Origin of the sequence: Arachnia rubra, from assembly GCF_019973735.1 — a bacterium.
GTDB classification, from domain to species: domain Bacteria; phylum Actinomycetota; class Actinomycetes; order Propionibacteriales; family Propionibacteriaceae; genus Arachnia; species Arachnia rubra.
In genome coordinates this window covers 332,490-344,070 of the sequence record NZ_AP024463.1, presented here as the reverse complement: position 1 = coordinate 344,070, position 11,581 = coordinate 332,490, and the positions used below count along the sequence as shown (strand labels likewise).

Sequence of the window (11,581 nt, the reverse complement as noted above, 5' to 3'; positions counted from 1 at the left end):
GGGTGATGGACGTACACGAGACCGACATCGACGGGGTGCTGAGATTCGTTCCCCAGCCGCACCGCGACGCCCGGGGCCTGTTCACCCGCACCTTCGACGCGGCCATCGGGGCGCGCCACAAGGTGGTGTTCGGCCCCGGCTCCCAGGACTCCCAGTCGCGTTCGGAACCCGGCGTGCTGCGCGGGCTGCACGGCCGGCTGGGCGACGGCGAGTCCAAGCTCGTGCGGGTCTCCGCCGGCGCGGTGCTGGACGTCGTGGTGGACGCGCGCCCCACGTCGCCGACCTTCGGACGCCACATCGCGGTGGTGCTGGACGACCAGGAGTTCGCCGCGCTGTGGATTCCGGCGGGATGCCTGCACGGCTTCCAGGTGCTGCGCGGCCCGGCGGACGTGCAGTACCGCATCGACCGGCCTCACGACCCGTCCGAGGATGTCGCGGTGCGTTACAACGACCCGGACCTGGGCATCGCGTGGCGGCCCGGCGAGGTGGTCATGAGCGACCGCGACCGGGCCGCCGGGTCCTGGGCGCAGCTGGTGGCCCGACTGTAGGGGGTGTCGATCGGGATCATCCGGCTCGCCTGCTGGCGGAACCTCCAGGGTCATTTCACCGCCCGGAGGTTGTCGTCGAGCTGGGAGCTCTCCTGCAGCTCCCGGATGCGGGCGAGACGAACGAACCTGTGGTTGAAGATGTCGTCGTTCATGCCGTACTCGCGGTAGGCGGCCGCCAGCTCGCGGGCCCCGTCGAGGATGCTGTGACGCACCGTCGCCCCAGGCAGCAGGCGGCGCAGCCGGGAGAAGTCCACCCGGTAGGAGCGCGGATCGTTGCCGGCCTCGCCCGTGATCCGCACCGACGCCCCGGTCTCGGCGGCCACGACCTCCGCGATGTCGGCGACGGTCACGTTGTTCTCCTCGGAGCCGACGTTGATCTTCTCACCCCGGATCTCGTCGGCGGGCGCGGCCAGGGCGGCCGCGAAGACGTCGGCGATGTCGGCAGCGTGGACGAGCGGACGCCATGGGGTGCCGTCGGACAGGACGAGCACCTCACCAGAAAGCAGGGCGTGGCCGACGAGGTTGTTGAGCACGATGTCGGCACGCAGGCGCGGCGAGAAACCGAAGGCCGTGGCGTTGCGCAGCGAGACGGTGCAGAAGTCCTGGTCGGTGAGGCCGTCGAGGTCCGACTCGACACGCACCTTGCTGACCGCGTAGGGCGTGACCGGTGCGAGCTCGGCATCCTCCGCGACGAGCCCATCGCCCGCAGCCCCATAGACGCTGCATGTCGATGAGTAGACAAAACGTCCCACCCCCGCCTGCTTCGCGCGCTCGGCCAGCTGCACCGAGGCGAGGTGGTTGATGTCCTCGGTGATCTTGGGGGCGAGGTGTCCCAGCGGGTCGTTCGACAGCGCGGCGAGGTGGATAACCGCGTCGAAGCCCTCCAGGTCGGAGGCGGTCACGTCGCGCAGGTCACGTTGCAGGGTGGGCGGGTCGCTGGGGACGGGTCCCAGCACACAGCCGGCGAACCAGCCGGTATCCAGACCGGTCACCTCGTGGCCCGCGGCCTGTAGCACCGGGGTCATGACGGTGCCGAGGTATCCCTGGTTGCCGGTGAGCAGGACCTTCATTCATGTACTCCAATCTTCACAACGGTGGTTGGTACGACGAACGCCTCGGCGTACCGCTGGTGGCACTGGACGCCGCGCAACCGCATGAGCGCGGTGAACGCCTCGGCGTCGAACCATGGGTGATCCGCCTGGCTGGGGTAGTGGCGGGTGATCACGTCGATCTTCGCGCGTACCGCGCTCTCCGACACGGGGACGAAGGTGCTCGTGGCGGGCAAGTCGGACTCGTACTTCGCGATCTCGTAGCCCCACACCGGCTGGCTGCGGAAGAGCTGGGCAGTCAGCTCGGCGACGAGCCGGTGGTCCTGGTGCATGTCACCCGGCTGCGGTCCGATGACCAGGTCCGGGTTACCCGCCTCGCGGAGCGCCATGACGGCGTTCTTCGCCTCCGCCCAGCTGCCCGGGAGGCGGTTGTCGGGGAACCCTGCGATGCCGACCTCCAGGGCTGCTCCCGCACACAGCTCCGCCAGGGCAGCACGTTCCTCGTCCTCGCGGACGGTCCCAGCACCGGTCAGCACGAGTGCCGTCACCCGCATCCCGGGGTTGGCCTGACACAGCATCCTGACGGTGGCGCCGGCACCAATCGCGATATCGTCGCAGTGCGCTGCCACGAGCGCAAGGTGCCTGATCGGCTCGAGGATCATGACACCATCGCCAGGGAGCGGGCCCACGGTGCGTTCCCGGACTCGTACATCTCGTCCAGGACGGCACGCTCCTTGAAGGTGTCGGCAGGCATCCAGAACCCATCATGCTTGAACGCCAGCACGCGGCCACTCGGTGCGAGCGCATTGAACGCGTCGTCCAGGTCACGTCCGCGACCGAGGTGGTTGAAAACCGCCTGGCGCAGCACCAGGTACCCGCCGTTCTCGTGCAACGGCAGGTCCGAGACACTGTGGAACCCAGCGACAGCGTCGCCGTCGCGGACGTCAAGCACATGGAACGAGGCCTGCGGGCGTACCGCCAGCATCATCGCCGCCGCATCCGGTGAGGCATTCATCCGGGCGACCATGGCGTCTATTGAGGCGTCAGTGAAGACGTCGGCATAGTTTGCTAAGAACATCGGCTGATCGGCTATGAGGTGCCGCACCCGCCATAACCGTTCGCCGATCGGGGTCTTTAACCCCGTGTCGACATATTCAATATTCCATAATCGTGCGCGCGGGTAGCGGGCGACCACCTGGGCCACTGTCTCCCTGACCTGATCCGCCGCGTAGCCGAGGCACAACACGAAGTCTGTGTGGCCGAAGCTGGCGTAATGGCTCATGACATGCACCACGAGCGGCAGGTCGCCGACGGGCTGGAGCGGCTTGGGCAAACCTTCGCCATGGCAGCAGCGCATGCGCATGCCGTAGCCGCCGCAGAACAGTACAACTTTCATCTCTCCCCCAGGGTTTCGATGTCGAGGTCTGGCATCGGCCAGATGAGCCGGGTGCCAGGCTGTAGGGTTTCCGCGAGCTGCGCGGTGATCTCATCGCGCAGGTTCCACGGCAGGACGAGGACGTCGTCGGGGGCGTCCTCGATCAGATGCTCCGGCGAGACCACCGGAATCCGGGTTCCGGGGGTGTAGCGGCCATGCTTGAACACGTTGCGGTCGGCGGCGTAGGCCACCAGGTCGGGACGGATACCGCAATAGTTCAGCAGGGTGTTGCCCTTGCCGGGCGCACCATATGCGACCACCCGGCGGCCTGCGCGCCGGGCCTCGATCAGGAAGGCGACCAGGTCGTCGCGGATCTTCGCTACCCGGTCCGCGAGACCGAGGTAGCCGTCAGGGGTGTCGAGACCGGCCTCCCGCTCCGCCGCCTCGACCTGCGCCACCCTCGGGTGTTCGGCGACGCCGGCCTCCGCCGGGGCCGCCCACAGGCGGATCGAACCGCCGTGGGTGGGCAGGAGCTCCACGTTGACGAGCTTCAGCCCGCCGGCCGCAAGCCCGCGGCGAGCGGCGAGCACCGTCCAGTACTGGAAATGCTCGTGGTAGACCGTGTCGAACTGGGCTGCGGTGACGAGCGAGAGCGCATGGTGCACCTCAATCGAGACCCGGCCGTGGTCCGCGACCAGTCCACGCAGCCCGGCGGTGAAGCCGAGGACGTCGGGGATGTGCGCCCACACATTGTTGGCCACAACCAGATCGGCCGGGCCATGCTCGTCGCGCACCTGCGCCGCCACATCCTGATCGAGGAACGCCCTGAGCACAGGAACCCCCTTGTTGCGGGCGGCGGCACCGCAGTTGAGACTCGGCTCGATCCCAAGACACCTGATGCCGCGGTCGACGACATGCTGGAGCAGGTATCCGTCGTTGGCGGCCACCTCGACGACGAAGCTATCCGGGCCAAGACCCAGGTCCTCCACCGCCCGATCGGTGAACCGTTTCGCGTGCTCCACCCACGAAGTGGAGTAGGAGGAGTAATAGGCGTAGTCACCGCCGAAGGTCTCCTCTGGCGTGATCAGGGCTGGGATCTGCAGCAGCAGGCAGTCCGGGCACAGCCGCAGGTGCAGCGGATACGTGGGCTCGGGCATGTCGAGCTGCTCACTGGACAGAAATGACTCACACGCCGGGCTCGCACCGAGGTCGAGCACGGATACGAGATCGACGCTGCCGCAAAGACGACAGGGGTTGGTCACCGATGGTCCTCCATATCAGTTCTGGGCTTGGGATCTGCGGCCGCGCCGGATGGCGATGCGGCCGACGATGTAACCGAAACCGGTCGTCGCGAGCGCGGAGACGATCGCGAACGCGCCTCCCAGCCCGCGGGCCCGGGTGCGCGGGAACGAGCCGAGCTCACGCAAGACACCACGCGGCAGGACCCGGGTGGCGTATGCCGTCTCGGTGGACAGCGATGCCTGGCGGGTGGTGCGCTCGGTGACGGCCGCCTTCGAGATGCCCTCGGCGTACGAGCGGCGCCACAGATAGCGCCACGTCAGCCGGTCCCGACTCACGTGGTGACGCACCAGGCTACGCGGTTCGAAGAGGATCTTGGCCCAGGGACGCTGCTGGGCTGCGCGGATACACAGCTCTGTCTCCTCGCAGCCGTACGGCACACGGCCGACCCGGCCGAGATCCTCGCCGAACAGCCCCGCCGTGCCGAACACCTCAGCCCTGAACGCCATGTTGCAGCCCATGACGTTGCGCACGGGGGCCACCGTGGTGGGCTGACCCGCGTAGGTGCAGCCGACCACCCAGTCCAGCTCACCCCGTCCTGACGGGGCAGCGGGCAGCGAGACGGGCCTGCCGGCGTGGTCGGGCCACTGGGGGGTGGCCGCGCCACCCGTGATGAGTACGTCCTGGTCGCCGAACGGGGCAAGCAGTGCCTCAAGCCACCCCGGCTCAGGAGTGGCGTCGTCGTCGAGGAACACCACCACACCCGTCGTCACGAGACCGATCGCCGTGTTCCTGGCCCCGGACAGCCCCTGGCGGCGGGTGTTGGGCACGACGTCCACGAGCGGGCCGGCGAGCTCACCGGCGGCCCTGGCGAGAAGCTCGTCGTTGTGGTCGATGACGACAAGAACCCGGCCGTCGCGCCCGGACTCCCGGAGCTGCAGGGTCGCCGCCCGCACCCCGTCGCTGAGGTCCGCCCAGCGGTCCAGGGTGTAGGCGCACACGACGATGGTGACACTGTCCAACATGGCAGGGTCCACCTCTAGCGCGCCTGCCAGCGGGCACCGTTCAGGTGCACCGGGGCATCGTGCACCGGGGCATCCGCCTGTTCCCAGTCACGTGAACGCAGCCGGCAGGTGGGCGCATGATGCCGCGCCGGAGCTGCGACGAGACGGGAGCGCTTGGCCCTGCCTCCGCGGAGCGTCTCGGCCGCGATCGTGCGCAGCACCCGCTGCCCGTCAGCGAAGGTGCGCAGGTTGCTCTCGCCATGGATGCGGTCGAGTTCAAAACTGGGCACCTCGGTGACCGCCAAGCCCGCCTGTGCGACACGCACTGTCAGGAGGGTCTCAATCTCAAAGCCGTCACCCCAGATACAGCTGCCGTCAGCGGGCTGGGGCTGGTCCGGGTCCGGTAGCTTCAAGGCAGGCAGGACGTCGGACCAGAAGGCGTTGTAGCCGTAGCAGAGGTCGGTGAATTTCGTGCCTAAACTAAGGTTGCTAAGAAAGTTGAGGCTCCAGTTGCCCGCTGCGCGTAAGCGGGTCAGGTCGACGGATCCTCCTCCCGACATGTAACGCGACCCTTTCGCGAAGTCTGCCCCGTCGACTAGGGCGTCGACAAACGCGGGGATCTCGCAGGGGTCGGCTGACCCATCGGCATCAAGCGTGACGATGACATCCCCGGCGGCGGCATACATCCCGCAGACTAAGGCATTGCCCTTGCCCGTACGCGTTTGCTCGACGACACGCACGTTGGACAGATGGCGACGAGCAACGTCGACCGTGCCATCGGTAGAACCCGCGTCCACAAGCACGACTTCGTACACGTCAGGCAGATCTGGAAGCAGCACCTCCAGGTTCTTGGCCTCATCTTTCGTCGGGATAACGATAGATACTCGTGGACTGCTTGAGCGAGCGCTCATGTAGCCCCCTTTCCGTTGGGATCAAGAAGTGCGCGTTCATGTTGATCGAATAACGCGCATAGCTGACCCTAGACGACTGCGACGCTGGGCGGCAGTGGTACGCCACAGGGGTATCGGCACCACCCCCTCAAACACACATATTCCCTAGTCAGAGCGGAAAAAGTCCGAAAGGATGACGCATTGTTAGCGGTGACATAGGGGGCCATCGGGCGACGTTAGAGCTTGTACGACGGGAATGGCGACGCCAACACGGGCGGCCAATACGGTCATCTTGGGGAAAAATTGGCCAAAAATACGACAATGAAATAGCTAAAGATACGACAGGGAATCCGCGGAATCCGTCGTCCGCCGCCGGCCGAGAGGGTCAGCCGAGCCCTGCGAGATCGGCCTTATCGCTCCGGCGGAAATGGCCTGAGACCGCTCTCCCAGCCTGCCTGGGGCCGCGTCCCAGACGGCCTGAATCCTGCCCTACAGGCCTAGCGAGACCACACTCAACAACTCGGGAACCTAACTTTGAGCCAAGGCTCCTAAGTAATATCAAATCCACAAAGCATAAGCTATATGAGGTCTATAAAGACGACGCACATAAATATTTTTAATGCGATTGTAGTTGATTTTAAAATCAGGTTTTCTCCACCCCTACCCAGAGGACGCCCGGTCATCCGCCCCTGACGGACCGGCTGGGCGCCTTCTGGGTCTCGCAGCTGCATCAGGGCAGTTCCAGGACGGCCGGGCCAGGACGGTCGGCGGCCAGCTGCAGGCGGCCGTCTTCCACGGTGGCCCAGTCGGGGGTGAGGAGCGTGCCAGCGGGCACCGCGACGACCTGGTCGGCGTCGATGAACAGCAGGCGGCGTTCGCCGGAGCGTCCCAGCCGCGTCCACGCCCCCTCGACCTCCAGCTCGCCGTCCGCGACGAAGTCGGGCAGCAGCTGGCCGGCCACCCGCATCCAGCGCCCGACCCCCGCGAGGATCTCGGACTGCCATGCGGGCAGCGTCCCGTCGGCCTTCGGACCGACCCCCAGCAACATCCGCCCGCCCCGCCACACGATGTCGACGAGATGCCTCATCAGCTCCAGCGGGGTCATGGCATGCTCGGGACCCTCGGCGGCGTTGTAGCCGAACGACAGCCCCACCCCACGGCAGTGCTCCCACACCGCCGCCTCCTCGCAGCGCTGGAGGTGCTTGTACTCGCTGGTGGCATAGTCCTGGTGGGGCACCTGCCAGCGGTCGTTGACCAGGCCCTCGGGGTGGGCGGCGTAGTACTCCTCGAACACGGTGCCGATGCCGTCCGGGCCGAAGTCCTTGCCGGCATCCGGCCAGTTGATGTCGTTCCACAGCACGTCGGGGCGGTAGCGGGCGATCAGGTCACGCAGGTGACTTGCGGCGTAGGAGGCGTACTCCTGTCCGAGGGGACGCTCGGTCAGCTCCCAGTTGTCGCGCAGCCCGATCGGCACCGTCGGCGCGGCATGCCAGTCCAGGCCGCCGGAATAGTAGGCCCCGAACCGGATCCCGGCGCGGCGGGCGGCCTCAGCCCACTGACCCACCAGGTCGCGCTTGGGACCGCGGTGGACGGTGTTGCGGTCGCCGGTGCCGGGCGCATCCCACAGACACACCCCGTCGTGGTGCTTGGTGGTGACCATCACATACGTCCCGCCGGCCGCCACCAGCTCGGCGACGGCGGCGTCGGCGTCGAAGTTCTCGGCCTGCCACTGGTCCAGGAAGTCGTCGTAGTCGCAGCCGCCGTGCATCTGCTGGTGGTGGAGCTGCGCGGGGCTGCCGTCGAGCCGGATGGTGTTGTAGTACCACTCGGCGTAGGAGTTGTGCCGGAACCACTCCACCGGCGGGATCTCACCCAGCTGGGCGACGGGCTCACCCCAGGCGGGGACCGAATAGGGTCCCCAGTGGATGAAGAAGCCAAGCTTCGAGCGCCGGAACCACTCCGGGGTCGGGCGGCTGAGCGCCGCCCAGCGTCCGGCGTCGCGCTCGAATTGATCCTGCAGGTCAGCGGCCACCGAATCCTCCTATGTTCAGGCCCTTTGCGAGTTGTTTCTGCATTGCCACGACGATCACGAGACTGGCCAGCACCGCGATCGTGGACGCGGCCATCAACGGTCCCCAGTCCGTGCCGCGCTCCCCCGAGAACATGGACAGGCCCAGCTGGAGCGGCGCCTTGTCGGTGCTGTTGATGATGATCAGCGGCCACAGGAAGGCGTTCCAGTAGTCGATGAAGGCGAAGGCAGCCACGACGGCGATCGGACCGCGCAGCAGCGGGATGATCACGTGGAACAGGATCTTCACCTGGCCTGCCCCGTCAATACGGGCGGCTTCCTCGTAGTCGCCGGGCAGTGAGAGCAGGAACTGCCGCAGCATGAAGGTGCCGAAGGCCCCGAAGGCGAACGGCAGGATGATCGCTGGGTAGGTGTCCACGAGCTCGAAGGCGTCGGCCCCCAGGAACAGAGGGATGACGAGGACCTCGATGGGCAGCACCAGGGTGGCGATGAAGACCGAGAACAACGCCGACCGTCCTGGGAACTCCAGGCGCGCGAAGGCGTAGGCGTTCAGCACGGAGACCACCACGGTGATCAGCGTCCCGACGATCGCGTAGCCGAAGGTGTTGATCAGGATCTGCACGAACGGGATGGAGGTGAAGGCCTCCGCGAAGTTGTCCCAGCGCACCTCGTCCCCGAACAGGTCGGCGCCGGTGGACAGCACCTGGTTGCTCGGCTTCAGCGCGGAGAACAGCATCCACGCGAAGGGCGAGACGAACGCCACGCCCACGATCACGAGCAGCGTTTTGGAGACCACCTTGCCCCAGCGGCGGGGCTGCGTCCTGTCAGGAGTCATAGTTGACCCACCTCTTCTGACCGACGAACTGCAGGGCCGTCATCAGCATCACCAGCACGAAGAGCACCCATGCCAGCGACGACGCCAGGCCCAGCTTGTCGTAGGAGAAGGCGCTGCGGTACAGGTGCAGCACCAGGGTGTTCGTCGACTCGCCCGGACCGCCCTTGGTGAGCATGAACGGCTGGGTGAACACCTTGAAGGCGCCGATCACCGTCATGACGGAGGCGAAGAACAGCGACGGGGAGAGCATCGGGAAGGTGACTTTCCAGAAGCGGCTCCACGCGGTGGTGCCGTCGATCCTCGCGGCCTCCATGACTGCCGGGTTGATGTTGTTCAGGCCGGCGGCCAGCACCACGATGTTGTAGCCGATGGCCTGCCACAGCGACATCAGGATCAGCGAGACCATCGCCCAGACCGGGTGCCCCAGCCACGACGGCCCGGTGATGCCGATCGTCTTGAGCATCCCGTTGACCACGCCGCCGTCGTCGAGCATGACCCGCCAGATGAGGGCGTTGGCCACCATCGGGGTGACCACGGGGATGAAGAACAGCACCCGGAAGAACGGGGCCCAGTCGGGCAGCGAGTGCAGCCAGACCGCGATCCCCGTCGACAGCACCAGGTTCACGGCGGTGTAACCGATGGCGAACACCAGGGTGTTGCCAAGCACCGTGTAGAACGCCGGGTCCTGGCCGGACAGCAGGCGCACGTAGTTCTCCGCCCCGACGAACTCGGGGTCCCCGTAGAGGGGCCAGTCGTGGAAGCTGATCACGATGGACGCGATCAGCGGCACCACGATGAAGATCAGGAAGCCGCTCATGCCGGGAGCGAGGTGGAAGAAGGCCAGCAGCCGCTGGTTGACGCCGGGCTTGCCGGCCTTCTTCACCTTCCCGCTCCGGGCCGACGGCTGGGTAACCGTCGTCATCGGCTCAGTTCACTGACTTCTCGATGGTGCCCAGGATGTCCTCGGCAGTGCGGCTGCCGCGGGTTCCCTCCGGCGAGTACTGGGTGAACTGGGTCACCACCTGGTTCCAGGTGGGGGTGGTCACCAGCGGCTGGCCGTCAGCGAGCAGGGCCTTCATCACCTCGGCGTCCTGAGCGGGCTTGCCCTCGGCCCATCCGGACAGCGACGCCTCGATGGACGGCACGGTGCCGCGGTTCTTGCCGACGTAGGCCACCACCTCGGGGGTCGTCATCTTCATGATGTTCTGGAAGGCAGCCTTCTTGTCGGGGCACTTGGCGGAGATGCCGAATCCGGAGCCCTGGATCATGCCGACAGGCTTGCCACTCTTCGACGGCACGACGGCGACGCCCACCTCGTCCTCCATGCCCTGGCGGATGGTCGAGTAGAACCACGGGCCCTCAATCACCATGGCCACCTTCTTGGCCTGGAAGCCCTGCATCGGGACGTCGGTGGGGTCCGCGGGACTCGGGGCCGCCGCGACGCCCTCCTTGCCGACCAGGTCGAAGGTCTGCTGGATGTCGGCGACGAAGTTCGGATCGGTGATGTTCAGCTTGCCGTCCTTGACGGGGACGTTGCCGTTGGCGAAGGCGAACGGCAGGTAGGGGTAGCTGATGTCGGGCGCGACGGCGAAGCCCTGGACACCGTCCTTGGTGAGGGCCTTGGCATCGGAGAGGAACTGTTCGTAGGTGTAGTCGGTGCCGGGTTCCTTCAGCCCGGCCTGGGCGAACATGGTCTTGTTGTAGAACATCACCATCGGCTCGGCGTCGTAGGGAATGGCCCGAACCTTCCCGTCCACCGTCATGCCGGTCATCATGGCCTGGTTGTACTTGGCCAGGTCGAGTCCTGCCTCCTTGGCGAGATCGTCGAGCGGGGCGAGGAGGTCGCCGAGCTCCTGGGCGCGGGCCGCCTGCGTGGTGACGATGCAGGGCGCGTCGGAGGACGACATTCGGGTCTTGATCTTGGTCCAGTAGTCCTGGAAGCTGGGCCCCTCGATGTCGAGCTTGAAGTTGGGGTCGGACTCCTGGACGCCCTTGACGAAGGTCTCCCACTGGGCGCGGTCGGATTCGTTGGACACCCAGGTGTACATCTTGCCGGCCTGCGCGCTCTTGTCCTTGGATCCCCCAGAACAGGCCCCGAGCCCGAGGGCCAGGGTAGCACACAGCAGCGCTGCTGCTGCACGACGGTACTTCATACGAACTCCCTTGTCGTAATCGGTCGGTCTCCGGAACGGAAGGCGGCTGCGTCTCGTCCGAGTCTCCGAGGTTAGCGTTAACATCGGAGATTGTACGGCCCTTTCCACAGTTTGTCACCAAATTTGTCGACAGACTGTCCACACCATCCAGCGACGTCAGCCCCAGCGGGCGGGAGACGACCCACTCGCAGGACCACACCGCCCACCAGCCTCACTCCCCTGCGCCGGGCTGATGTCCGACCCCCACGCCGCGATCCCACACAACCCCCAGCACCAGAACCCATACCGCCGCTGGTTGTGGGATGAGGCTATGTGATGACTGACAACCCGGCTCTCTCCAAAGAAATAGAAGATCTTGAGGCTTATTCATGGGGTGGCTGATAAACAGTAAAACTCCTTGTCAGAGGAGGTTAGCTGCGGCTGTGAATAAGCCTCCTTGTTCGCTTGAGACAGCGCCCC

Annotated in this window: 11 protein-coding genes; 1 reads left to right on the top strand and 10 read right to left on the bottom strand. The window is 66.3% G+C overall.

Going from position 1 to position 11,581, the window contains the following annotated elements:
* The first annotated feature begins 5 nt into the window (after window positions 1-5).
* The gene (locus tag SK1NUM_RS01465) at window positions 6-548 is read left to right on the top strand and encodes a dTDP-4-dehydrorhamnose 3,5-epimerase family protein (protein WP_212324413.1); all 543 of its coding nucleotides are present in this window, start codon (window positions 6-8) and stop codon (window positions 546-548) included.
* A 50-nt stretch (window positions 549-598) separates the two neighbouring features.
* Here SK1NUM_RS01465 and SK1NUM_RS01460 read toward each other — a convergent pair whose 3' ends face one another.
* From SK1NUM_RS01460 to SK1NUM_RS01415, 10 genes are all read right to left on the bottom strand, one after another.
* Window positions 599-1,618 (bottom strand): NAD-dependent epimerase/dehydratase family protein, encoded by a 1,020-nt coding sequence (locus SK1NUM_RS01460; protein WP_212324411.1) that lies wholly within the window; start codon window positions 1,616-1,618, stop codon window positions 599-601.
* A complete protein-coding gene (locus tag SK1NUM_RS01455) occupies window positions 1,615-2,259 on the bottom strand; it encodes a PIG-L deacetylase family protein (RefSeq protein ID WP_212324409.1) in 645 nt (214 codons plus the stop codon). The genes SK1NUM_RS01460 and SK1NUM_RS01455 overlap by 4 nt, the downstream gene beginning before the upstream one ends.
* Entirely contained in the window at window positions 2,256-2,993 is a 738-nt protein-coding gene (locus SK1NUM_RS01450; RefSeq protein ID WP_212324406.1) for a glycosyltransferase family protein, read from the bottom strand. Before SK1NUM_RS01450 ends, SK1NUM_RS01455 begins: the two co-directional genes overlap by 4 nt.
* Complete coding sequence (locus SK1NUM_RS01445) at window positions 2,990-4,234, bottom strand: class I SAM-dependent methyltransferase (RefSeq protein ID WP_212324404.1); 1,245 nt, start codon at window positions 4,232-4,234, stop codon at window positions 2,990-2,992. Before SK1NUM_RS01445 ends, SK1NUM_RS01450 begins: the two co-directional genes overlap by 4 nt.
* A gap of 15 nt (window positions 4,235-4,249) precedes the next feature.
* On the bottom strand, window positions 4,250-5,236 hold the full coding sequence (locus tag SK1NUM_RS01440; RefSeq protein ID WP_212324402.1) for a glycosyltransferase family 2 protein: 987 nt from the start codon (window positions 5,234-5,236) through the stop codon (window positions 4,250-4,252).
* 14 nt (window positions 5,237-5,250) lie between these two features.
* Window positions 5,251-6,126, bottom strand: a complete 876-nt coding sequence (locus SK1NUM_RS01435; RefSeq protein WP_212324400.1) for a glycosyltransferase family 2 protein — start codon at window positions 6,124-6,126, stop codon at window positions 5,251-5,253.
* Between the two features lie 709 nt (window positions 6,127-6,835).
* The gene (locus tag SK1NUM_RS01430) at window positions 6,836-8,137 is read right to left on the bottom strand and encodes an alpha-L-fucosidase (RefSeq protein WP_212324398.1); all 1,302 of its coding nucleotides are present in this window, start codon (window positions 8,135-8,137) and stop codon (window positions 6,836-6,838) included.
* Window positions 8,127-8,969 (bottom strand): carbohydrate ABC transporter permease, encoded by an 843-nt coding sequence (locus SK1NUM_RS01425; RefSeq protein ID WP_212324396.1) that lies wholly within the window; start codon window positions 8,967-8,969, stop codon window positions 8,127-8,129. The genes SK1NUM_RS01430 and SK1NUM_RS01425 overlap by 11 nt, the downstream gene beginning before the upstream one ends.
* Window positions 8,959-9,891 (bottom strand): carbohydrate ABC transporter permease, encoded by a 933-nt coding sequence (locus SK1NUM_RS01420; protein ID WP_212324394.1) that lies wholly within the window; start codon window positions 9,889-9,891, stop codon window positions 8,959-8,961. Before SK1NUM_RS01420 ends, SK1NUM_RS01425 begins: the two co-directional genes overlap by 11 nt.
* Before the next feature lie 4 nt (window positions 9,892-9,895).
* Entirely contained in the window at window positions 9,896-11,122 is a 1,227-nt protein-coding gene (locus SK1NUM_RS01415) for an ABC transporter substrate-binding protein (protein ID WP_212324392.1), read from the bottom strand.
* Window positions 11,123-11,581: the final 459 nt, after the last annotated feature.

Bases quoted from the DNA above. Each gene is read 5' to 3' on its own strand.
- SK1NUM_RS01465 (WP_212324413.1), top strand. From the start codon at position 6: ATGGACGTACACGAGACCGACATCGACGGGGTGCTGAGATTCGTTCCC.
- SK1NUM_RS01460 (WP_212324411.1), bottom strand. From the start codon at position 1,618: ATGAAGGTCCTGCTCACCGGCAACCAGGGATACCTCGGCACCGTCATG.
- SK1NUM_RS01455 (WP_212324409.1), bottom strand. From the start codon at position 2,259: ATGATCCTCGAGCCGATCAGGCACCTTGCGCTCGTGGCAGCGCACTGC.
- SK1NUM_RS01450 (WP_212324406.1), bottom strand. From the start codon at position 2,993: ATGAAAGTTGTACTGTTCTGCGGCGGCTACGGCATGCGCATGCGCTGC.
- SK1NUM_RS01440 (WP_212324402.1), bottom strand. From the start codon at position 5,236: ATGTTGGACAGTGTCACCATCGTCGTGTGCGCCTACACCCTGGACCGC.
- SK1NUM_RS01435 (WP_212324400.1), bottom strand. From the start codon at position 6,126: ATGAGCGCTCGCTCAAGCAGTCCACGAGTATCTATCGTTATCCCGACG.
- SK1NUM_RS01425 (WP_212324396.1), bottom strand. From the start codon at position 8,969: ATGACTCCTGACAGGACGCAGCCCCGCCGCTGGGGCAAGGTGGTCTCC.
- SK1NUM_RS01420 (WP_212324394.1), bottom strand. From the start codon at position 9,891: ATGACGACGGTTACCCAGCCGTCGGCCCGGAGCGGGAAGGTGAAGAAG.
- SK1NUM_RS01415 (WP_212324392.1), bottom strand. From the start codon at position 11,122: ATGAAGTACCGTCGTGCAGCAGCAGCGCTGCTGTGTGCTACCCTGGCC.